Origin of the sequence: Pseudomonas azotoformans, assembly GCF_001579805.1 — a bacterium.
Classification (GTDB): Bacteria; Pseudomonadota; Gammaproteobacteria; order Pseudomonadales; family Pseudomonadaceae; genus Aquipseudomonas; species Aquipseudomonas azotoformans_A.
Genome location: NZ_CP014546.1, coordinates 5724316 through 5745156, shown reverse-complemented (window position 1 = coordinate 5745156; position 20841 = coordinate 5724316). Strand labels below are relative to the sequence as shown.

Here is a 20841-nt window from a genome sequence, read left to right as displayed (position 1 = left end):
CCCTAAGGCCTTTGGCCCTGGAGTTCCTTCATGGTAGATCACTCATCACCGCCCCGTCCTCCGGTGAGCACTGCGAGCCTGATCGCGCGCCTGGCAGGTATCGGTGCCGTGGTTGCGGTTATGGCGGGGGCTTTTGCCTACGTCAACGGCACCCTCGACCCACAGCGCTTGCGCCCGAAAACCCTGGTCAATGCCCTGGAAACCAACAACGGCGTGCACCCAGGCTTTCGGCGTAACCACGCCAAGGGCGTGTGCGTGGCCGGGTATTTCGAGAGCAGTGCAGAAGCCCGCGCCTACTCCAGCGCCCAGGTGTTCAGCGAGGCCAAGACGCCGTTGATCGGACGGTTCGCCTTGCCCAGCGGTAACCCCTACGCGCCGGACAGCAGTGTGCCGATCCGCAGTTTTGCCGTGCAGTTCAGCCAGGCCAACGGCCAGCAATGGCGCACCGGCATGAACAGCATGCCGGTGTTCCCTGTGGGCACGCCCGAGGCGTTCTACCAAATGCTCAAGGCCGGTGCGCCGCAGCCTGCCACCGGCAAGCCCGACCCTGCGAGCATGCCGGCATTTTTTGCTGCTCATCCCGAGACGGCGCCGTTCCTGGCGTGGGTCAAGACCGCCAAGCCTTCGGCCAGTTATGCGACCGAAACCTACAACGGCATTAACGCGTTCTTCCTGGTAGGGGCCGATGGCAAGCGCCAGGCCGTGCGTTGGGGCGTGGTGCCGCAGAGTCAGGATGCGGCGGGCGATACCGCGCCTGCGGGCGGTGATTTCCTGGAAAAGGACCTGGTCCAGCGCCTGGCGACCGGGCCGCTGCGCTGGCAGTTGAACATGACCCTGGCCAACCCCGGCGATCCCGTGGACGATGCGAGCAAGGCCTGGACCGGCGAGCATAAAATCATCAATGCCGGCACCCTGGTGCTGCAAAGCAGCCAGCCGCAGGCTAATGGCGATTGCCGCGATATCAACTTTGATCCACTGATTCTGCCCAGCGGTATCGAAGCCTCCAATGACCCGTTGCTGGCGGCCCGTTCGGCGGCGTACGCCAGCTCGTACCTGCGTCGCGCCGGTGAAGTCAGCCCGTTGCACAGCGCCCCTCAGGAGTCGAAGCCATGAATGCCCAACCCCGGTTTTTCGCGCCCCTGGCGCGCCTGCTGCATTGGCTGATGGCGCTGATGGTCATCGCCATGCTGTTTATCGGCGCGGGCCTGGCGGCCTCGGTTTCGGAGCGGCATGAGTGGTTGATCCACCTGCACAAGCCGCTGGGGATCGCGATTCTGGCCTTGGTGATCGTGCGTTTGGTCGTGCGCTTCTCCACGCGCCAACCGCCGTTGCCTGCTGACTTGCCGCTGTGGCAAGCGCTGGCGGCCAAGGCGTCCCATCTGGTGTTGTATGCGTTGATGCTGGTATTGCCACTGCTGGGCTGGGCGATGATTTCGGCGGCGGGCGACCCGGTAATGCTTAGCAGTTCGGTGCAGTTGCCGGCGCTGGTGGGGGCGAACGCGCCGTTGTTCGCGGTGCTGCGCAGGGCCCATGGGTTCCTGGCCTATCTGCTATTCCTGACCGTGCTGTTGCACCTGGCGGCGGCGTTGTTCCATGGGGTGATCCGCCGTGACGGCGTGCTGCAAAGCATGACCGGCAGCAAGGACTGAAACAGGCCCAGGGGGCAGTGTGGCCAGCCAGTAGATCAGCGCCAGCAGGTTGATGGCGGCGCCGAGGCCACACACCCCAATCCAACCGCCCCAGGCATACAGTGCGGTTGCGCTGATGGAGCCCAGTGCACTGCCCACTGAGTAAAACAGCATGTAGCCGGCCACCAGCCGGCTCTGGGCGTCGGGGCGCACGGCGTAGATCAGGCTCTGGCTGGTGACATGCACGGCTTGCAGGCCCAGGTCGAACACAATCACGCCGAGCACCAATGCCCACAACGATGATTGGGTAAAACCGATGGCGACCCAGGACAGCAGCATCAGCAGCAATGCCGTGCCGCTGGTCCACTGGGCAAAGCCTTTGTCGGCCAAGCGACCGGCGCGGGCAGCGCCAAGTGCTCCGGCGGCGCCGGCGAGTCCGAACAGGCCAATCTGCGTATGGGAAAGCGACAGCGGCGGGGCGCTCAAGGGCAGTACCAGTGGCGTCCACAAGACGGTGCCGGCGGCGAAAATCAACATCGCCAGCACGGCGCGGTCACGCAGGACCTTTTCCTCCTTGAACAGGCTGAAGACCGAGCGGAGCAGCGCACCATAAGTGCCGGTGGCGCGCGGTTGTTCGGTGCTTGGCAATACGCGCCACAGCAAGATCGCCATCACCAGCGTCAAGCCCGCCGACAGCAAGTAAACCGAGCGCCATCCCGCCAGGTCGGCCATCGCGCCAGACACCGTGCGGGCCAGCAGCAAACCGACCACGATACCGCTGGTGACCAACCCCACCACCTGCCCGCGCTGTTCGGGCGACGCCAGATGAGCAGCCAATGCCACCAGCACTTGAGCGACCACCGCCAACAGGCCGGTCAGTGCCATGCCGGCCAACAGCCAGAAACTGTTTGAGGACAATCCCACCACCAGCACGGCCAGCGTGGAGAGCAGCAGTTGGCTGACGATGAGCTTGCGCCGGTTGAGCAAATCCCCGAGTGGCACCAGCAATAACAGGCCCACGCCATAACCGACCTGGGTGAGGGCAATGATGATGCCGACAGTGGCGTGGTCCATGGCGAAGGTCTCGGCCATGGCGTCGAGCAACGGCTGTGCGTAATAGACATTGGCCACTGACAGGCCGCAGGCGATGGCGAACAGCACCACCACTTTGTTACTCAAGGGGGAGGAAGGCATGGGGATATCCTTTATGGTTTTAAAATGAAACCAGTTGTACCGTAAGGATTCAGGTTTTATATTGCAACTACATTTTTAGTCGACGACAGGCAGCCCCGATGGTCAAGCTCACCCGCTTTGAAAGCGCCGAATGCCCGGTGGCGCGCTCACTGGATGCAATTGGCGATGGCTGGTCGCTGCTGATCATTCGCGATGCGTTTGATGGGATTCGCCGTTTTGGTGAGTTCCAGCGCAGCCTGGGAATGGCCAAGAACATCTTGTCCACGCGTTTGCGCAGTTTGGTGGCCCATGGGGTGTTGGAAATCGTGCCGGCGTCGGATGGCAGTGCGTACCAAGAGTACGTTCTGACGGAAAAGGGGCGGGGCCTGTTCAACGTGATCATCGGGTTGCGGCAGTGGGGCGAGGGGTTTTTCTATGGGGCAGGCGAGGCGCACTCGGTGATGGTGGACAGCGCCAACGGCGAGCCGCTGCGAGCGCTGGAGTTGCGCTCGGCGGATGGGCGGTTGCTGGGGCCTGAGGATTGTCGGCGGGTGCCCACCGACTCGGTTTAGCGCAAGACGTCGACGATATCGGCCACGCTGCTCAACACATCCTTGCCCAGTTGCATCGAGCGTTTACCTGACCAGCCGGTGAGTGGGTTGGGGGCGTCGTCGTTGTCCTTGAAGGGCATTTCCAGGGTCAGGGACAGGCAGTCGAACTGCTGGCCGACGGCATTGCACGCCAGGGTCATATTGGCTTCGCCCGGCAGGTCGCGGGTGTAGCCGTGGGTGGTCTGGAAATCGCGGGTCAGGCCGCTCAAGTGGCTGCGGAAGTGTTTTTCCAGGGCTTCGATGCGCGGCGTGTAGCCGGGGTTGCCTTCGCAGCCGGCGGTGAAGACGTAGGGGATTTCCTCGTCGCCGTGGATATCGAGGAACAGGTCGACGCCGTACTTTTCCATCTGTTGCTGCACGAACAACACTTCCGGGCTGAACTCCTGGCTCGCGCTCTGCCAGGCGCGGTTGAGGTCCTGGCCTGCGGCGTTGGTGCGCAGGTGGCCATGGAACGCGCCGTCCGGGTTCATGTTGGGCACCAGGTACAGGTCAGCAACTTTCAGCAGTTTTTTCAGCTCGGCGTCACCGTCCTGTTGCAGGCGTTCAATGATGCCTTCCATAAACCATTCGGCCATGTGTTCGCCGGGATGCTGTTGGGCGATGATCCAGACCTTGCGCCGGCTTTCGCCGCCTTTGCCGCGACGCAGCAGTTGGATATCACGGCCTTCGACACTTTTACCGGTGGCCAACAGTTGAGTGCCGGCGCGGCTCACAGCCTGCTCGATCAGCCAGTCGTGACGCTCACGGCTGTAGGGTTCGAAGTACGCAATCCAGGCGTGCTTCTCGCGGGCCTCAAGGCTGATATGCAGGATTTCACCATCAAAGCGAGAGGGCACCCGGAACCAATTGATATGGTCGTAGGACGCCACGGCGTTGTAGCCGCTCCACGCGTGCGGGTAAGACGACTTGCCCGCGTTGCTCAAGCGGAAGGTATGGGTGTGGCCCACGTGCATGCCTTCGGCCTTGAAGTGGAACCATTGGTAATGTTGGCTGCGGGTATCGGGTTTGATCGCCAGCAGCAACTGGTGGGAATCGTGGGCATCCAGTACCTGGATATTGCCACTGTCGAAGTCGGTGCTGATCCTGATGGAGGTCAAGGCCACGGTCATAGTCTGGGTGCCTGAATATGAGTGTTGTGGCGGCTATATTACACAGGAGTCTGGTAAAGACTGGATGCAAAATTGTTGCATGGGGGAGGGGGCGTCATCCTTGACGCCGCAGCAGCTTAGAATCTATGAGATTGATTCTCAAGCGCTATTTCGCAAAGGTTTGGACTAGAGCGTTCGACTGGCTTTCTTTTGGCGATGGTCTTTTGCTACCATGCGCGCCATCGAGCAACACACAGTCTTCATTAGCCTGAAGCCATGCCAGGGAAACTGGCAAAAAAAAGACCCGGCCAAAGAGCCGGGTCAAAAACCGTGATTAGCCTGATGAGGAGATATTCCAAGAGTCCGACCTAAGGTCCCTTGGTCTATCGACTGATCTCGCGATCAGCTAGGTCCAATAATAATCATTATCATTTGCAAGTCAAATGTTTTTATCCGTGAGATAGAAATATTTTTCTTCTGCGCCTGTTATCCGTTCGCTTGAGCCGCTGGCGCCTGCAACGACCGCTCCACCATCGCTTTCGCCATATCGATCAAATACACCACCGAAAACGCCAGGTCGCGATGATTGCCCTGATGGCTGCTCGCGGATTCATAGGCCGTGGCTGCGGCGCTGCGCAACAGGTCCGAGGCGTGTACGAGGGCTTCCTCCTGGCTGATGCCCGGCTTGATGGCGAACAGGGCGCCGTCAGGGGCTGCTGCCGACATCTCTTCTTTCAAGTAAAAGTCCAACGCGCGCTGGGCGGCACCGCTGCTGCGCAGGTCTTGCATTTCGGTGTCTTCAGAGGGTTCAGGCAGGAGATACGGGCTGGTCGTCATAAGGGGCGGTACTCTGTAGTGGGTGTCGAAAACCTTATGTCCGATGATAGTACGTATCGTATTTATGTCGTTTTATGGATTACTACAAACTGTTTATTGCCCTGAAAACTACGTGACGTATTGTCAGCTCCCATGGATAACTGGATAGCGTTGGTCAAGGCCAACATGGAAGACCGCAAGGTCACGCAGGGTGAATTGGCTGAGCGCCTGGGCATGTCCCAAGGCGGCGTTGGCCACTGGCTCAACAAGCGCCGTGCACCCAGCGTGGTGGACATGAACCGGGTGTTGGCGGCGCTGGGGTTGGGGTACTTGGAAGTCGCGCTGGACATTCGCGAACGGCCCGATGAGGCGCCTGCGCAGAAGAACTACAATCCGTATTTCCGCTACCCGGTCAGCGATTGGAAAGGGTTGTGCGAGGTCCGCGAAGAGCGTGCGACCTATGGCGCTGTGCGCTTCGAACTCACGGATTATCCTGCTCAGGGGGATGCGTTCTGGCTGCCAGTCACAGGCGACGCCATGACCGCACCCAGCGGCTTGAGCGTCAGTGCGGGCATGCTGATCCTGGTCGACCCGGCCATCCAGGCAGAGCCTGGCAAGCTGGTGGTCGCCCAACGGGCCGGGAGCCTTCAGGCGACCTTCCGCCAGTTGCAGGAAGAAAGCGGCCAGCTTTACCTGGTACCGCTCAATCCCACCTACCCCAAGCAGCCATTCACCGACGATTGCCACATCCTGGGGGTTGTTGTTCAAGCCACGGCGAAGTTCTAGACGGCCGTTTCGAGCGCCACCAACGCGCAACCTTCTGCAACCATTTCACCTTCCTGGCAGAACAACGCCTTGACCACCCCGGCGTGAGGCGCGCGGATGCTGTGCTCCATCTTCATGGCTTCCAGCACCACCAGTTGCGTGCCGGCTTCGACTTGCTGACCGATCTCCACCAGCACCCGCACGATACTGCCGTTCATCGGCGCCGTGAGGCCGCCTTGATGTGACTGGTTGGCCTCAACCGCCGCAATCGGGTCGAACAATGTGACGGCCTGCATCTCGCCGTCCCAGCGCAAAAACACGCTGCTTTCGTTGCGGACTGCCAGATGGCTGTGACGCACGCCCTGTTGCTCGATCAGCAGATGTTCGCCACGCAGTTGTGGCGCATCAGCCGCCAGCGTCACCAATCGATCCTGGCCATTGCAACTCAAATGCAACGAAACTTCGGCAGGTAACCCGGCGCGAAATCCTCGCGAATCTGCCCAAGGCCCATCACTCTTCGGCAAGCTCTGAATGAAGGCCGCGCCCGCCGCTTGCCAGAACGCATCACTCAATACTCCAGGCGCGGGTAGCAACTCCTCCTGATAGCGCGGAATAAACCCGGTATCCAACTCAGCCGCCGCAAACGCCGGGTGCCCGATGATGCGCCGCAAAAATCCCAGGTTGGTCTTCAGCCCGCCGATGGCAAACTCGTCCAGCATGGCCAGCAACCGCAATCGCGCCTGTTCACGGTCTTCACCCCAGGCAATCAGCTTGCCGAGCATGGGGTCGTAGAACGGCGACACACTGTCGCCCTGCTCCACACCGCTGTCCACGCGGCGCCCAGGGCCCGGTGCGGATTCACGGTACAGCGCCAGGTGCCCGGTGGCGGGCAGGAAGTCATTGGCGGGGTCTTCGGCATACAGCCGCACTTCGATGGCATGGCCGATCAGCGGCACCTGCTCCTGGGTGATCGGCAACGCCTCGCCCTGGGCGACACGGATCTGCCAGGCCACCAGGTCCAGGCCGGTGATCGCTTCGGTCACCGGGTGCTCCACTTGCAGCCGCGTGTTCATCTCCATGAAGAAGAACTCACCGCGCGCGTCCAGCAAGAACTCCACGGTGCCTGCGCCGACATAGCCGATGGCCTGGGCCGCACGCACGGCGGCTTCGCCCATGGCCTTGCGCTGTTCAACACTCAGTCCCGGTGCTGGCGCCTCTTCGACGACCTTCTGGTGGCGACGCTGGATCGAGCAGTCACGTTCATTGAGGTACAGGCAATGCCCGTGTTGATCGGCAAACACCTGGATCTCCACATGGCGTGGCTTGAGCAGGTACTTTTCCACCAACATCTGCCCGTTGCCAAAGGACGACAGCGCCTCGCGCTGTGCCGAGGCCAGGGCTTCGGCCAACTGGCTGACATCCTCGACCACCTTCATTCCTTTGCCGCCACCACCGGCCGTGGCCTTGAGCAGTACCGGGTAACCGATGTGCTCGCAGGCGGCGCGGAAGGTTTCCAGGTCTTGAGCTTCGCCGTGGTAACCCGGCACCAGGGGCACGCCAGCGGTTTCCATCAAGGCCTTGGCGGCCGATTTGCTGCCCATGGCATCAATGCCCGAGGCGGGCGGACCGAGGAAAATCAAACCTGCTTCTTCAATCGCACGGGCAAAACCGGCGTTCTCCGACAAAAAGCCGTAACCCGGATGGATCGCCTGGGCACCGCTGGCCTGGGCCGCCGCGATCAGTTTATCGATTTGCAGGTAGCTGTCAGTGGCTTTGCTGCCGCCCAGGTCGACGCGAATATCCGCCTCACGGCTGTGGCGCGCATCGCGGTCGATGGCGCTGTGCACCGCCACGGTGGTCAGGCCCATGGCCTTGGCGGTGCGCATCACCCGGCAAGCAATTTCGCCACGGTTGGCCACCAGTAGAGTCGTCAACGTACTCATGAACGCGGCTCCTGCGCTTGCCAGCTGGGTGGACGTTTTTGCAGGAAGGCGCGCAGGCCTTCCTGGCCTTCGGCGCTGACACGAATGCGCGCGATGGCATTTTCGCAATAGCGGCGCAGGGCCGGGGTGAGGGCGCCGTGGCCCACTTCGCGCAGCAAGTCCTTGCTGGCGCGCATGGCCGCCGGGCTGTTTTGCAGCAGGTTGGCGATCCACTGTTCGACCTGCTGATCCAACTCGCTGATCGGATAGCTTTCCGCCAACAGGCCTATCTCCCGCGCACGCTGGCCACCAAAGCGCTCGGCGGTCAGCGCATAGCGCCGTGCCGCACGCTCGCCGATGGCTTGCACCACGAACGGACTGATCACCGCCGGCGCCAGGCCAATGCGCACTTCCGACAGACAGAACTGCGCATCGTCCGCGCCAATCGCCATATCACAGCAACTGATCAACCCCAGCGCTCCGCCGTAGGCCGCACCTTGCACCACCGCCAGGGTCGGGATTTTCAGCTTGGCCAGGTTGTACATCAACTCTGCCAGTTCGCGGGCATCGTCCAGGTTGGTGTGGTAATCCAGCTCGGCCGATTGCTGCATCCAGGCCAGGTCGGCCCCGGCGCTGAAATGCTTGCCGCGCCCGCGCAGCACCAGAAAACGCAGGGCCGGGTCACCCTGCACCTGGTCGAGGGCGATGATCAGTTCGCGGATCATTTCGGCGTTGAACGCGTTGTTCTTGGCTTCACGGCTGAGCCACAGCGTGGCAAAGCCACGGCGGTCGGTGATCAGTTCGAGGGTGTTGAAGTCGCTCATGGGATACAGCTCCATTTACATGCGGAACACGCCGAAGCGGCTCGGCTCGATGGGGGCATTCAGCGAAGCGGACAAGGCCAGGGCCAGCACGTCACGGGTCTGCAACGGGTCAATCACACCGTCGTCCCACAGGCGCGCGCTGGAGTAGTAGGGGTGGCCCTGGGTTTCGTATTGGTCGAGGATCGGCTGCTTGATGGCGGCCTCTTCTTCGGCACTGAAATCGAGGCCTGCACGTTCAGCCTGCTCGCGCTTGACCTGCACCAGCACGCCGGCCGCCTGTTCGGCACCCATCACGCCGATGCGTGCATTTGGCCACATCCACAGGAAGCGCGGATCATAGGCGCGGCCACACATGCCGTAATTACCGGCGCCAAAGCTGCCGCCGATGATCACCGTGAACTTCGGCACCTTGGCGCACGCCACCGCCGTCACCAGTTTGGCGCCGTGCTTGGCGATGCCCCCGGCTTCGTATTTCTGGCCGACCATGAACCCGGTGATGTTCTGCAGGAACAGCAGCGGAATGCCACGCTGGCAGGCCAGTTCGATAAAGTGCGCACCTTTTTGCGCGGCTTCGGCAAACAAGATGCCGTTGTTGGCCAGGATCGCAATCGGGAAGCCGTGCAGGTGCGCAAAGCCGCACACCAGCGTGGTGCCGAACAGCGCCTTGAATTCATCGAACACCGAAGCGTCCACCAGCCGTGCGATCACTTCGCGCACATCGAACGGCTGCTTGGCGTCGGCCGGGATCACGCCGTACAGCTCGTCACTGCTGTACAACGGCGCCACGGGCGGGCGTTGTAGCAACTCGCCCTGTTTGCGCCAATTGAGGTTGGCCACGCTGCGCCGAGCCAGCGCCAGCGCGTGTTCATCGCTGTCGGCATAGTGGTCGGGCCACGCCGGAGATCTTGCAATGCACATCGGCACCGCCGAGGTCTTCGGCACTCACCACTTCACCGGTCGCGGCCTTCACCAGCGGCGGACCGGCGAGGAAGATGGTGGCTTGCTGGCGCACCATGATTGCTTCGTCGGCCATGGCCGGCACGTAGGCGCCACCCGCAGTGCATGAGCCCATCACCACCGCGATCTGCGGGATGCCCTGGGCGCTCATGTTGGCCTGGTTGAAAAAAATCCGCCCGAAGTGCTCGCGGTCGGGGAACACCTCGTCCTGACGCGGCAGGTTGGCGCCGCCCGAATCCACCAGGTAGATGCACGGCAGGCGGTTCTGCTCGGCGATGGTCTGTGCGCGCAGGTGTTTTTTCACGGTGAGCGGGTAGTAGGAGCCGCCTTTCACCGTGGCATCGTTGGCGACGATCATGCATTCGACGCCCTCCACCCGGCCAATTCCGGCAATCACGCCAGCGGCGGGCACATCTTCGCCGTACACCTGATGGGCGGCCAATTGGCTGAGTTCGAGGAACGGCGAACCGGGGTCGAGCAAACGGTTGATACGCTCGCGGGGCAACAGTTTACCGCGTGAGGTGTGCCGCTCCTGAGCCTTGGCGCCGCCGCCTTGCTGCACGTGGGCGAGCAGGCTGTGCAGGGCGTCGACCTGTTGGCGCATCGCCGCGCTGTTGGCGGCAAACTCTGCCGAACGCGGATTGAGTTGGGTGTGTAGAAGCATGGCTTACTCCGTAAGCGCGGCAAGCTTCAAGCTTTAAGCTGCAAGAGAAAAACACGCTTGCTTGCCGCTTGTAGCTTGAAACTTGCGGCTGCGAAATTCATTTCGTCTCGTTGAAGAGTTCGCGACCGATCAGCATCCGGCGGATCTCACTGGTGCCGGCGCCGATTTCATACAGCTTGGCGTCGCGCAGCAGCCGACCGGCGGGGAATTCATTGATATAGCCGTTACCGCCCAGAATCTGGATCGCGTCAAGGGCCATTTGCGTGGCGCGTTCGGCGCTGTAGAGGATCACCCCGGCCGCATCCTTGCGCGTGGTTTCGCCACGCTCACAGGCCTGGGCCACCGCGTAGAGATAGGCGCGGCTGGCGTTGAGCTGGGTGTACATGTCCGCGACCTTGCCCTGGATCAGCTGGAATTCGCCGATGCTCTGGCCGAACTGCTTGCGATCGTGGATGTAGGGCACGATCAGGTCCATGCAGGCCTGCATGATCCCGGTCGGGCCGCCGGACAGCACCACGCGTTCGTAGTCCAGGCCGCTCATCAGCACTTTCACGCCGCCGTTGAGCACGCCAAGGATATTTTCTTCGGGCACTTCCACGTCATCGAAGAACAGCTCGCACGTGTTTGAGCCGCGCATGCCCAGCTTGTCGAACTTATTGCTACGGCTGAAGCCTTTCCAGTCACGCTCGACGATGAAGGCGGTGATGCCGTGAGGGCCTTTCTCCAGGTCGGTCTTGGCGTAAATCACATAAGTGCTGGCGTCGGGACCGTTGGTGATCCAGGTCTTGCTGCCGTTGAGCACGTAATGATCGCCGCGTTTGTCGGCACGCAGCTTCATCGAGACCACATCGGAACCGGCGTTCGGCTCGCTCATGGCCAGGGCGCCGACGTGTTCGCCGCTGAGGAGTTTGGGCAGGTACTTGAGTTTCTGGGCGTGATTGCCGTTGCGATTGATCTGGTTCACGCACAGGTTGGAGTGCGCGCCGTAGGACAACGCCACCGAGGCCGAGCCGCGGCTGATCTCTTCCATCGCCACCACGTGGGCCAGGTAACCCAGGCCGGCGCCGCCGTATTCCTCCGGGACGGTGATGCCCAGCAGGCCCATGTCGCCGAATTTCTGCCACAGGTCGGCGGGGAACAGGTTGTCGCTGTCGATCTGTGCCGCACGCGGCGCGATTTCCTTGCTCACGAAGGACTGCACCTGGTCGCGCAGCATGTCGATGGTTTCACCGAGGGCGAAGTTCAGGGACGGGTAACTCATGGACAGGCACCTTAATGTGAGCTTTGTTTTTGTGTGGAGGGCGCGCCAGGGGAGGGCGCTCACCTTTACGTTAACGTAAGCTTGCGTTGCGGCGCTGTCAATCGTAGTTTACGTATACGTCAACCTACAAAAAAGACAACAGGGGTCGTTATGGATCAACCGAACCAAAGCTACAGCCGTGGCTCCCAGGACAAGACCTTGCTGGCCATGACCATTGGCCAAGCCTTTGACCGAACCGTCGCGCAATTCCCCGAGGGCGAGGCCTTGGTAGTGCGTCATCAACAGCGCCGCTACACCTGGCGGCAACTGGCCGAAACGGTGGATTTGCACGCCCGTGCGTTTCTCGCCCTGGGCATGCAGGCCGGCGATCGGCTGGGCATCTGGGCCCCCAACTGCGCCGAGTGGTGCATCAGCCAGATCGCCAGCGCCAAGCTCGGCGTGATTCTGGTGAACATCAACCCGGCCTACCGCAGCAGTGAACTGGACTACGTGCTCAAGCAATCCGGCTGTCAGTGGCTGGTGTGCGCCGGGTCGTTCAAGACCTCCGATTACCACGCGATGCTGCAGGAACTGAAGCCCGACTTGCGTGGCATGATCAGCCTCGACCCCAGCCCACCCACAGGATTCATGCCCTGGTCGCAGCTATCGGCCCTCGGCGCAGGTATCCCGCCTGAACAGCTGCACACCCGCCAGGGCAGCCTGCATTTCGACCAACCCGTGAACATCCAGTACACCTCTGGCACCACCGGTTTTCCCAAGGGCGCCACGCTCAGTCACCACAACATCCTCAATAACGGCTACATGGTCGGTGAAAGCCTGGGCCTTACGGCGCAAGACCGCCTGGTGATCCCGGTGCCGTTGTACCACTGCTTCGGCATGGTCATGGGCAACCTGGGTTGCATCACCCATGGCACCACCATGATCTATCCCAATGACGGTTTCGATCCGCTGTTGACCCTCAGTTCGGTAGCCGAAGAACGCGCCACCGGCCTGTACGGCGTGCCCACCATGTTCATCGCCATGCTCGATCACCCGCGCCTCGGCGAGTTCGACCTGTCCACCCTGCGCACCGGCATCATGGCCGGCGCCACATGCCCCATCGAAGTGATGCGCCGGGTGATCAACGAGATGCACATGAGCGAGGTGCAGATTGCCTACGGCATGACGGAAACCAGCCCGGTGTCCTTGCAAACCGGGGCGGACGACGACCTGGAACGCCGTGTCACCACCGTCGGGCGCACCCAGCCGCAGTTGGAAAACAAGATCATCGACACCGACGGCAACACCGTTGCACGCGGTGAGATCGGTGAACTCTGCACTCGCGGCTACAGCGTGATGCTCGGCTACTGGAACAACCCTGACGCCACCCGCGACGCCATCGACGACGCCGGCTGGATGCACACCGGCGACCTGGCGAGCATGGACGCTCACGGCTACGTATGCATCGCCGGGCGCAACAAGGACATGATCATCCGTGGCGGCGAGAACGTGTACCCGCGTGAGCTGGAGGAATTTTTCTTCACCCACCCGGCAGTGGCGGATGTGCAGGTGATCGGCATTCCGGACGAGCGCTACGGTGAAGCCATTGTCGCCTGGATCAAGTTCCATCCCGGCCATGTGGCCAATGAGCTTGAACTGCAAACCTGGTGCAAGGGCCGCATCGCGCATTTCAAGACGCCCAAGCACTTCAAGTTCGTGGAGGAGTTTCCGATGACGGTCACCGGCAAGATCCAGAAATTCCGCATGCGTGAGATTTCGATCCAGGAGTTGGAGGAAGGGCAGGCGTAAATCCCAGGAAGCACAAAGGGGACCCGAGGGTCCCCTTTAATTTGTCGTTGCGTGCTCTTTTTTATTATTGAGGGGCGGCCTATTGTTGTTTTTGGCAACCGTTACCCTTTACCGCTGTTTTTGGCGACCCCCATCCGGGGTCAAGAGCAAACGTATTTTTTTGAGCGCTGATCTGCTTCTTCGTTAACGATCCAACCAGTGGGTAGCTACCTGAGGTAGTTTTATTTTTCTCTAACCGGTTGCGGGTTTCGGCACGCCGTACCCTGCGAAGCACATCTTCTCCAAAAAAATCTGTTAGCTGCGTCTCTGCCGTGTTGTTTTTGTTATGTCAGAGTCGTTTCGTCTTATTTTTATTAGGTTTGGCGCTTTTTATTCTTGTTATGCCATAGAGATAGCAGAAGCCGTGCCAACTTTTAAAAATCCTTTAAAATCAATAGTTTGATTTTTGTGTAGGATTCGGCCTGCAGAAAATACGACAAAATATGTTCCCGTGTTACTCGATGTGTAGGCGTGCGGTAACACATTGTCACGGCTAAGCGACTCAACCGGCGTTACGCGCCTTGGCTACGCGTGACCCTGTCGGCCGGCCCAGCACCTTGCTGATTTGCTGGCCCGCGCCAATCAATGCCTCCAGGTCGATACCCGTCTCGATACCCAGGCCTTTGAGCAGGTACAGCACATCTTCAGTGGCGACGTTACCGCTAGCGCCCTTGGCGTAAGGGCAGCCGCCGAGGCCCGCGATAGAGCTGTCAAACACCGTGATTCCTTCCAGCAGGCTGGCGTAGATGTTTGCGATGGCCTGGCCATAGGTGTCATGGAAGTGCCCGGCCAATTTCTCCCGAGGCACCTGCGCGCCGACCACCTCGAACAGGCGCCGCGTGGCGCCTGCCGTGCCGGTGCCGATGGTGTCACCGAGGGACACCTCGTAGCAGCCCATGGCGTACAACTCCCGCGCGACTGTTGCCACTTGTTCCGGCGCGATCTGACCTTCGTACGGGCAACCCAACACGCACGACACATACCCCCGCACGCTGATACCGTGCTGCTTGGCCGCCGCCATGATCGGTGCGAAGCGCTCGAGGCTTTCGCTGATGGAGCAGTTGATGTTGCGCTGGGAAAACGCCTCGGACGCGGCCGCAAACACCGCCACTTCCTTCACGCCAGCCGCTAGCGCGTCCTCAAAACCACGCAGGTTCGGCGCCAACGCGCCATAGGTCACACCGGGTGTGCGCTGGATCTGCGCGAACACCTCGGCGGAACCGGCCATCTGCGGCACCCACTTGGGTGATACAAAACTGCCGACTTCGATATAGCTCAAGCCCGCCGCGCTGAGGGCGTCCACCAACCTGACTTTGTCCGCCACGCTGATGGGCTGGGCTTCGTTCTGCAAACCGTCGCGCGGGCCGACTTCCACCAGGCGCACGTGTGAGGGGAGGGACATGGCAGTTACCTTCTGATCAATGGCCAACCTGGCGCAGGGTGTGGGCCAGGGCCTGGGTGCAGCGCTCTTCGGCGGTGTCCAGTTCCAGCTTCATCTGTTCGATATCCAGCAGTTGCTGTTCCAGCTGCTCACGGCGCTCGGCGATTTTTGCCAGCATGCTGTTGAGTTGCACGTGGTTGCCGCTGGTGGGGTCGTAGAGTTCGATGAGTTCGCGGCATTCGGCCAGGGAGAAACCGATACGCTTGCCCCGCAGGATCAGCTTGAGGCTGACCTTGTCCCGCGCCGAGTAGATGCGCTCCTGGCCCCGACGCTCCGGGGCCAGCAGGCCTTGTTCTTCATAGAAGCGAATGGCGCGGGTGGTGATGTCGAGCTCGCGGGCGAGGTCGGAGATGCTGTAGGTGGTGCTCATGGATGGCGCTCAAGAAAGTCTTGGCGTTAAGCTAATGGCAGGTTGACGTTAACGTCAAGCCTGCTTGCCATCCAGTTTCTTCTCATGGGCCGTCACTTGCTGGCACAACTCGATCATCTGCTCGCGCATCCAGCGATTCGCCGGGTCCTGGTCGGTGCTTTCGTGCCAGTACAGGTGGGTTTCCACCGGCGGCACGTCGTTGACCGGCAGGTTGAACCAATGCAATTCGTGGCGGCGGGCGAAGCGCTCGGGCACGGTCATGACCATGTCGGTCTGCTGCAAAACCTGCGACGCCATCAAATAATGCTGGGAACGCAGGGCGATCTTGCGCTGCAGGCCCATCTTGCCCAGCGCCAGGTCCACATGGCCCAGGCCGTTACGGCGGCTGGAGATATGGATGTGCGTCAGCCCCAGGTAATCATCCAGAGTCAGCTTGTCCTTGCCCGCCAGCGGATGGCCCTTGCGCATAGCGCACACGTAGCGGTCTTCCATCAGCTTGACGTGGCGCACTTGTGGGTCGGTGTTGAGCGGCGCGTCCACGGCAAAGTCCAGGCGCCCGGCGGCCAGTTCCTTGGTGGTTTCGCGGCGTTTGGACAGGAAACTTTCGATCACCACCGTGGGCGCCAGGCGGCGCAGGCGCTGGAACAGCAGCGGCAGGATCACCGCTTCGGTGAGGTCGGTCATGCTGATGCGGTAAGTCTTGGCGGCCTGTTGCGGGTTGAAAATGCGGCTTTCCTGTACCGACACCCGCAGCAACGACAACGCATTGCGCACAGGCCCGATAATGTTCTGCGCCATGGGCGTGGGCACCATGCCTTGAGCGGTGCGCACGAACAGCGGGTCGTTGAATGTCTCGCGCAAGCGTGCCAGAGCGTTGGACACCGCCGGCTGGGTGATGCCGACAATCTGCCCGGCGCGGGTCAGGTTGGCTTCGGTGTAGATCGCGTCAAAGACGATAAACAGGTTGAGGTCGACCTTGCTCAGATTCATTTCGTAGCGCTCTTATTGTTAGGTGGCCATACGTCGATCATATATCGGTGATGAATGTTAATACACGCCGAGAATAGGCTAGGTAAATTATCAACGCTGTTCTAGCATCGATTGCATGACCTAAACAACCTCTCAGAGAAGGGAGCTGCTCATGGATTTCGCCTATTCGCCCAAGGTTCAGGAACTGCGTGAACGCGTCACTGCGTTCATGGACGCTTACGTTTACCCGGCCGAGCCGGTGTTCGAACGCCAGGTCAGCGAAGGCGACCGCTGGCAGCCCACCGCAATCATGGAAGAGCTGAAGGCCAAGGCTAAAGCCGAAGGCCTGTGGAACCTGTTCCTGCCGGAATCCGAGCTGGGCGCCGGCCTGACCAACCTTGAATACGCGCCGCTGGCTGAAATCATGGGCCGTTCGCTGTTGGGCCCGGAGCCGTTCAACTGCTCCGCCCCCGATACCGGCAACATGGAAGTGCTGGTGCGCTACGCCAACGAAGAACAGAAACAACGCTGGTTGCAGCCACTGCTGCGCGGCGAGATCCGCTCCGCGTTCGCCATGACCGAGCCAGATGTGGCGTCCTCGGATGCCACCAACATGGCCGCCCGCGCCGAGCGCCAGGGCGACGAGTGGGTGATCAATGGCAAGAAATGGTGGACCTCCGGCGCCTGCGACCCGCGCTGCAAGATCCTGATCTTCATGGGCCTGAGCAACCCGGACGCACCGCGCCACCAGCAGCACTCGATGATCCTGGTGCCGGTGGACACCCCCGGCGTGAAGATCGTGCGCCCACTGCCAGTGTTCGGCTATGACGATGCGCCCCACGGCCATGCCGAAGTGCTGTTCGACAATGTGCGCGTACCCTACGAAAACGTGTTGTTGGGTGAGGGCCGTGGCTTTGAAATCGCCCAAGGCCGCCTTGGCCCCGGCCGTATCCACCACTGCATGCGTTCCATCGGCATGGCCGAGCGCGCGCTGGAATTGATGTGCAAGCGTTCCGTCAGCCGGACTGCGTTCGGTAAGCCATTGGCGCGCCTGGGCGGCAATATCGACAAGATCGCTGACTCACGCATGGAAATCGACATGGCGCGCCTGCTGACCTTGAAGGCGGCGTACATGATGGACACCGTGGGTAACAAAGTCGCGAAAAGCGAAATCGCCCAGATCAAGGTGGTCGCGCCGAATGTGGCCTTGAAGGTGATTGATCGCGCGATCCAGATTCATGGCGGTGCAGGTGTTTCCAACGACTTCCCGCTGGCCTACATGTATGCCATGCAACGTACCTTGCGCCTGGCCGATGGCCCGGATGAAGTGCACCGGGCGGCGATCGGTAAGTTCGAGATTGGCAAGTATGTGCCTAAAGAGCTGATGCGCAGCGGGCAATAAACAGCAATAGGCGGGGAGGTTGGGTATTCAATACACCCAAACCTCCACCCGCCGATTCTTGATCCGCCCTTCATCCGCCGTATTCGCCGCCACCGGCATCTGCGCGCCAAACCCGCGGATATCGCGCAATACCACACTGTTCTTGACCAGTTCCCGGCGCACCGCCATTGCCCGCAACTTTGACAGCAACGCTGCCCGCTGCGGGTCGTTCTTGGCATCGCCAAAGCCCACCAGCGTCACCTGCTTATCCAGCTTGTTGTGGCTTTTGAGGTACGCCACCACCCGCTGCAAATCCTGGCGGGCCTTGTTGTCCAGGCTCGCGCTGCCTTCCTCGAAACGAAAATTCACCGTCAGGCGCTGGGCATCCCGCGCAATCGCTTGATAGTCCGCAGGCATCGACGTACGTGGCTCCACGGCTATCGCCTGCACCTGCTGGGCGATGAAGCCATTGGCGGCCACGATTGCCTGGCCTTTGCTGCTCTGGCTGAAGTCCACCAACGCCTTGGCCCAGGGATTGCGACTCGATGGCGGCCAGTAAAAGAACAGCCGACGTGACAGTGGATAATCCTCGGTCGCAATCAGGCTGTTCAACGGCAACATGGGTTGCGAGTCGCCATCCACAATTGCCACCGCCTTGGCCTGGCGGACGTAGGGCAGGCCAATAAAGCCAATGCCTTGGGGATCCTGGCTGACCGCGTCGGACAATTGCTCGCTGGACTCGAAACGCTTGGCGCCTGGCGCGAGCGGTTTGCCACGCAGGCGCAGTACCAGTTCCTTGAAGGTGTCGTAGGTGCCGGATTGGTCATCCCGCGCATACAGATGAATCGGCCCGCCGACGCCTCCGAGCGCCTCCCAGGTTGCGACCTCGCCATTGAAGATCTGCGCCAGTTGCTCGGTATTCAGGGTGTTCAGCGGGTTTAGCGGGTGGAGGATGATGGCCAGGCCATCGATGGCGATCACCTGTTCGGCTTCAGGGCTTTTCAGGTCGCCCAAGGGCTCGAGATCAACCAGTTCGCTGTCTTTGATCGGGCGCGATGAAGCCGCCAAGTCCGCGGTGGATTTTTTTAGCGCCGTGAAGCCGGTACTTGATCCGTGAGCGGCGACTTCGATGATCACCGTCTTGCCTTGGCGCGTCTTGCCGATCACGCGCTGTTCATTGGCACCCTCGGCCGGTTCGCTGTGCACCGCCTGCAACCCCTGATGCTCCATCAAGCCCTTGACCAATGCCGGGCCAAGCGCTGCGCCAATGGTATTGGAGCCTTGGATGCGCAAGGCAGGACCTTGATCAGGAACGGGGAGGGGAGCGGCCACAGCGACGAGGGGAAACAGCACCAGCAGGAACAGAACGCGCAGCCTCATGCCGGCACCTTCTCAAGCCAAAGGGAGTGCCGCGAGAATAAGTCAGACAGGTTGCATAAATATGACGGGGCCGAGAGTTCGGCCCCGTCAGGGGATCAGCTCAGTTCCAGCCAGATCGGCGCATGGTCCGACGGCTTTTCCAGGCCGCGCAATTCGTAGTCCACCCCGGCATCCTTGACCCGCGACAGCAGGCCATTGGAGGCCAGGATCACGTCGATGCGCAGGCCGCGCTTGGGTTCATCCTCAAAGCCACGACTGCGGTAGTCGAACCAGCTGAAGCGGTCTGCAACCTCTGGGTTGAGGTGACGAAAGCTGTCCACCAGGCCCCAATTTTTCAGGCGCGCCATCCACTCGCGCTCTTCCGGCAGGAAGCTGCATTTGCCGGTCTTGAGCCAGCGCTTGGCGTTGTCGGCACCAATGCCGATGTCGATGTCTTCCGGGGAGATGTTGATGTCGCCCATCACCACCAGCGCCTGGTCATTGCTGAACTGGCTCTCCAGCAACTGTTGCAGATCTTCGTAGAAACGCTGCTTGGCCGGGAACTTGGTGGGGTGGTCGCGGCTTTCGCCCTGGGGGAAGTAACCGTTCATGATGGTGACCGGTTGGCCGTTCTCATCGGCGAAGGTGCCCCAGATAAACCGGCGCTGGGCGTCTTCTTCGTCGCTGGCGAAGCCTTTGTGCAGGCTCAACGCCGGCTGGCGCGAGAGCAGGGCCACACCGTAGTGACCTTTTTGGCCGTGGTAGTACACGTGATAGCCAAGGGCCTGTACTTCGGCCAGTGGGAACTGGTCATCGTGGACCTTGGTTTCCTGCAGGCCGATCACGTCGGGCTGGTGCTTTTCAATCAGCGCCGCCAGCTGATGAGGGCGGGCGCGCAGCCCGTTGATATTGAAGGAGACGATTTTCATGGTCGGCAGTCCAGTCCTGGCAAAAGGGCGATGCTAGCGGACAAGTCGGACCGGGGCCAGCGTGGCGGTAGGGCAGTTGCACTGCTAATGTCTGGGAACGACTGATGCTGTGTAGGTTCGTACCCATAAGAACGTGGCCTTTTGAGCCGCGCCCAGGGAGATTGACGGTATGCCGGACACTTCAACTGCAACTGCTGAAATTCGCCTGCTCAACAGCGGCTATTCCCGCGAAGCCCGTTCCTTGCTGTACCAGGCTTATCGGCATGAGCCGACGTTCGCCTACATCTTCGAAGCCGAGCGTCCTGGCTATGAACAGCGGGTACGCGCCACTGTGCGTGAGCTGGTCAAGCAGCACTTCTTTCAGAAACTGCCGGCCATTGGTCTGTTCGTCAACGACCGGCTGATCGGCATCGCTTTGATCGCGCCACCGCAGCGGCGCCTGGGGATTACCGAAAGCTGGGCCTGGCAACTGCGCATGTGGTTGAGTACGGGCGTGCGCGGTACGCGACGTTACCTCGACTACCATCACGCCGTGCTGGCGTGCCTGCCCAGTGAGTCGGTGCATGTGCTGCCGTTGCTGGGCATTCACCCGCAATTCCAGGGCAAACACTACGGCGAGCAGTTGCTGGAGGCCGTGCACAACTGGTGCGCCGAAGACCCGCATTCTTCTGGCGTGGTGCTGGACACGGGCAACTCACGCTATCTGGAGTTCTATAAGCGTCAGGGCTATGAGGAAATCGGTGAAGTCGCTGTAGGACCTGTCCTGGAGCATGTGTTTTTTTCACCCCAATCCCCAGTCGTTACATGCTGCAACGGCTTAGTACAGAATTATTCAGACATTTCCGAGTTCAAAGAG

The 20841-nt window shown here is 61.0% G+C and carries 17 protein-coding genes and 2 pseudogenes; 7 read left to right on the top strand and 12 right to left on the bottom strand.

Translation table 11 applies throughout. The features are described 5' to 3' along the window. Positions 1–30: 30 nt before the first annotated feature. Together AYR47_RS26330 and AYR47_RS32320 are read left to right on the top strand one after the other, a co-directional pair. Positions 31–1113 (top strand): catalase family peroxidase, encoded by a 1083-nt coding sequence (locus tag AYR47_RS26330; RefSeq protein ID WP_061448959.1) that lies wholly within the window; start codon positions 31–33, stop codon positions 1111–1113. Then, the gene (locus AYR47_RS32320) at positions 1110–1649 is read left to right on the top strand and encodes a cytochrome b (RefSeq protein ID WP_082462001.1); all 540 of its coding nucleotides are present in this window, start codon (positions 1110–1112) and stop codon (positions 1647–1649) included. Before AYR47_RS26330 ends, AYR47_RS32320 begins: the two co-directional genes overlap by 4 nt. Here the strand turns inward: AYR47_RS32320 and AYR47_RS26320 are convergent. Continuing rightward, positions 1551–2822 carry an MFS transporter gene (locus AYR47_RS26320; RefSeq protein WP_033903239.1) on the bottom strand — a complete coding sequence of 424 codons (1272 nt, stop codon included), beginning with the start codon at positions 2820–2822 and terminating at the stop codon, positions 1551–1553. The genes AYR47_RS32320 and AYR47_RS26320 overlap by 99 nt on opposite strands. Positions 2823–2920: 98 nt before the next feature. Between AYR47_RS26320 and AYR47_RS26315 the strand changes: the two genes are divergently transcribed. Continuing rightward, complete coding sequence (locus tag AYR47_RS26315) at positions 2921–3373, top strand: winged helix-turn-helix transcriptional regulator (protein WP_033903238.1); 453 nt, start codon at positions 2921–2923, stop codon at positions 3371–3373. Here the strand turns inward: AYR47_RS26315 and AYR47_RS26310 are convergent. Then, positions 3370–4521: a M14 family metallopeptidase gene (locus AYR47_RS26310; protein ID WP_033903237.1), complete on the bottom strand. Its 1152-nt coding sequence runs from the start codon at positions 4519–4521 to the stop codon at positions 3370–3372. The genes AYR47_RS26315 and AYR47_RS26310 overlap by 4 nt on opposite strands. Before the next feature lie 465 nt (positions 4522–4986). After that, positions 4987–5337, bottom strand: coding sequence for a DUF6124 family protein (locus AYR47_RS26305; protein ID WP_061448958.1), 351 nt, complete (start codon positions 5335–5337; stop codon positions 4987–4989). A gap of 132 nt (positions 5338–5469) precedes the next feature. Here AYR47_RS26305 and AYR47_RS26300 point away from each other — a divergent pair, with 132 nt between their 5' ends. Beyond that, on the top strand, positions 5470–6102 hold the full coding sequence (locus AYR47_RS26300; protein WP_033903234.1) for a LexA family protein: 633 nt from the start codon (positions 5470–5472) through the stop codon (positions 6100–6102). Here AYR47_RS26300 and AYR47_RS26295 read toward each other — a convergent pair. The 4 genes and pseudogenes from AYR47_RS26295 to AYR47_RS26280 form a co-directional block, all read right to left on the bottom strand. After that, complete coding sequence (locus AYR47_RS26295) at positions 6099–8024, bottom strand: acetyl/propionyl/methylcrotonyl-CoA carboxylase subunit alpha (RefSeq protein ID WP_061448957.1); 1926 nt, start codon at positions 8022–8024, stop codon at positions 6099–6101. The two genes, AYR47_RS26300 and AYR47_RS26295, sit on opposite strands and share 4 nt — an antisense overlap. Beyond that, complete coding sequence (locus AYR47_RS26290; protein WP_033903232.1) at positions 8021–8827, bottom strand: gamma-carboxygeranoyl-CoA hydratase; 807 nt, start codon at positions 8825–8827, stop codon at positions 8021–8023. The genes AYR47_RS26295 and AYR47_RS26290 overlap by 4 nt, the downstream gene beginning before the upstream one ends. A gap of 15 nt (positions 8828–8842) precedes the next feature. Beyond that, a pseudogene (locus AYR47_RS26285) lies at positions 8843–10448 on the bottom strand (carboxyl transferase domain-containing protein). 97 nt (positions 10449–10545) lie between these two features. After that, the gene (locus AYR47_RS26280; protein WP_061448956.1) at positions 10546–11709 is read right to left on the bottom strand and encodes an isovaleryl-CoA dehydrogenase; all 1164 of its coding nucleotides are present in this window, start codon (positions 11707–11709) and stop codon (positions 10546–10548) included. Between the two features lie 150 nt (positions 11710–11859). Here AYR47_RS26280 and AYR47_RS26275 point away from each other — a divergent pair, with 150 nt between their 5' ends. After that, positions 11860–13497 carry an AMP-binding protein gene (locus AYR47_RS26275; protein ID WP_061448955.1) on the top strand — a complete coding sequence of 546 codons (1638 nt, stop codon included), beginning with the start codon at positions 11860–11862 and terminating at the stop codon, positions 13495–13497. A 541-nt stretch (positions 13498–14038) separates the two neighbouring features. On the opposite strand, the gene AYR47_RS26270 is transcribed toward AYR47_RS26275, so the two are convergent. The 3 genes from AYR47_RS26270 to AYR47_RS26260 are packed head-to-tail and all read right to left on the bottom strand — an operon-like array spanning position 14039 to position 16337. Then, positions 14039–14938, bottom strand: a complete 900-nt coding sequence (locus tag AYR47_RS26270; protein WP_033903228.1) for a hydroxymethylglutaryl-CoA lyase — start codon at positions 14936–14938, stop codon at positions 14039–14041. A 16-nt stretch (positions 14939–14954) separates the two neighbouring features. Beyond that, a complete protein-coding gene (locus AYR47_RS26265) occupies positions 14955–15347 on the bottom strand; it encodes a MerR family transcriptional regulator (protein ID WP_016977418.1) in 393 nt (130 codons plus the stop codon). A 54-nt stretch (positions 15348–15401) separates the two neighbouring features. Then, positions 15402–16337, bottom strand: a complete 936-nt coding sequence (locus AYR47_RS26260) for a LysR family transcriptional regulator (RefSeq protein WP_016974062.1) — start codon at positions 16335–16337, stop codon at positions 15402–15404. A gap of 151 nt (positions 16338–16488) precedes the next feature. Here AYR47_RS26260 and AYR47_RS26255 point away from each other — a divergent pair, with 151 nt between their 5' ends. Further along, entirely contained in the window at positions 16489–17718 is a 1230-nt protein-coding gene (locus tag AYR47_RS26255) for an acyl-CoA dehydrogenase (RefSeq protein WP_016977420.1), read from the top strand. Between the two features lie 27 nt (positions 17719–17745). Here the strand turns inward: AYR47_RS26255 and AYR47_RS26250 are convergent, their stop codons facing one another. Together AYR47_RS26250 and xthA are read right to left on the bottom strand one after the other, a co-directional pair. Beyond that, entirely contained in the window at positions 17746–19077 is a 1332-nt protein-coding gene (locus AYR47_RS26250; protein WP_033903226.1) for a substrate-binding domain-containing protein, read from the bottom strand. A gap of 95 nt (positions 19078–19172) precedes the next feature. After that, positions 19173–19985 carry an exodeoxyribonuclease III gene (xthA, locus tag AYR47_RS26245; protein ID WP_016977422.1) on the bottom strand — a complete coding sequence of 271 codons (813 nt, stop codon included), beginning with the start codon at positions 19983–19985 and terminating at the stop codon, positions 19173–19175. Between the two features lie 169 nt (positions 19986–20154). Between xthA and AYR47_RS26240 the strand changes: the two are divergent. Continuing rightward, a pseudogene (locus AYR47_RS26240) lies at positions 20155–20806 on the top strand (GNAT family N-acetyltransferase). The last annotated feature ends 35 nt before the right edge of the window (positions 20807–20841 follow it).

Coding starts and splice junctions, on each gene's coding strand:
- AYR47_RS26330 (WP_061448959.1), top strand. CDS start 31: ATGGTAGATCACTCATCACCGCCCCGTCCTCCGGTGAGCACTGCGAGC.
- AYR47_RS32320 (WP_082462001.1), top strand. CDS start 1,110: ATGAATGCCCAACCCCGGTTTTTCGCGCCCCTGGCGCGCCTGCTGCAT.
- AYR47_RS26320 (WP_033903239.1), bottom strand. CDS start 2,822: ATGCCTTCCTCCCCCTTGAGTAACAAAGTGGTGGTGCTGTTCGCCATC.
- AYR47_RS26315 (WP_033903238.1), top strand. CDS start 2,921: ATGGTCAAGCTCACCCGCTTTGAAAGCGCCGAATGCCCGGTGGCGCGC.
- AYR47_RS26310 (WP_033903237.1), bottom strand. CDS start 4,521: ATGACCGTGGCCTTGACCTCCATCAGGATCAGCACCGACTTCGACAGT.
- AYR47_RS26305 (WP_061448958.1), bottom strand. CDS start 5,337: ATGACGACCAGCCCGTATCTCCTGCCTGAACCCTCTGAAGACACCGAA.
- AYR47_RS26300 (WP_033903234.1), top strand. CDS start 5,470: ATGGATAACTGGATAGCGTTGGTCAAGGCCAACATGGAAGACCGCAAG.
- AYR47_RS26295 (WP_061448957.1), bottom strand. CDS start 8,024: ATGAGTACGTTGACGACTCTACTGGTGGCCAACCGTGGCGAAATTGCT.
- AYR47_RS26290 (WP_033903232.1), bottom strand. CDS start 8,827: ATGAGCGACTTCAACACCCTCGAACTGATCACCGACCGCCGTGGCTTT.
- AYR47_RS26280 (WP_061448956.1), bottom strand. CDS start 11,709: ATGAGTTACCCGTCCCTGAACTTCGCCCTCGGTGAAACCATCGACATG.
- AYR47_RS26275 (WP_061448955.1), top strand. CDS start 11,860: ATGGATCAACCGAACCAAAGCTACAGCCGTGGCTCCCAGGACAAGACC.
- AYR47_RS26270 (WP_033903228.1), bottom strand. CDS start 14,938: ATGTCCCTCCCCTCACACGTGCGCCTGGTGGAAGTCGGCCCGCGCGAC.
- AYR47_RS26265 (WP_016977418.1), bottom strand. CDS start 15,347: ATGAGCACCACCTACAGCATCTCCGACCTCGCCCGCGAGCTCGACATC.
- AYR47_RS26260 (WP_016974062.1), bottom strand. CDS start 16,337: ATGAATCTGAGCAAGGTCGACCTCAACCTGTTTATCGTCTTTGACGCG.
- AYR47_RS26255 (WP_016977420.1), top strand. CDS start 16,489: ATGGATTTCGCCTATTCGCCCAAGGTTCAGGAACTGCGTGAACGCGTC.
- AYR47_RS26250 (WP_033903226.1), bottom strand. CDS start 19,077: ATGAGGCTGCGCGTTCTGTTCCTGCTGGTGCTGTTTCCCCTCGTCGCT.
- xthA (WP_016977422.1), bottom strand. CDS start 19,985: ATGAAAATCGTCTCCTTCAATATCAACGGGCTGCGCGCCCGCCCTCAT.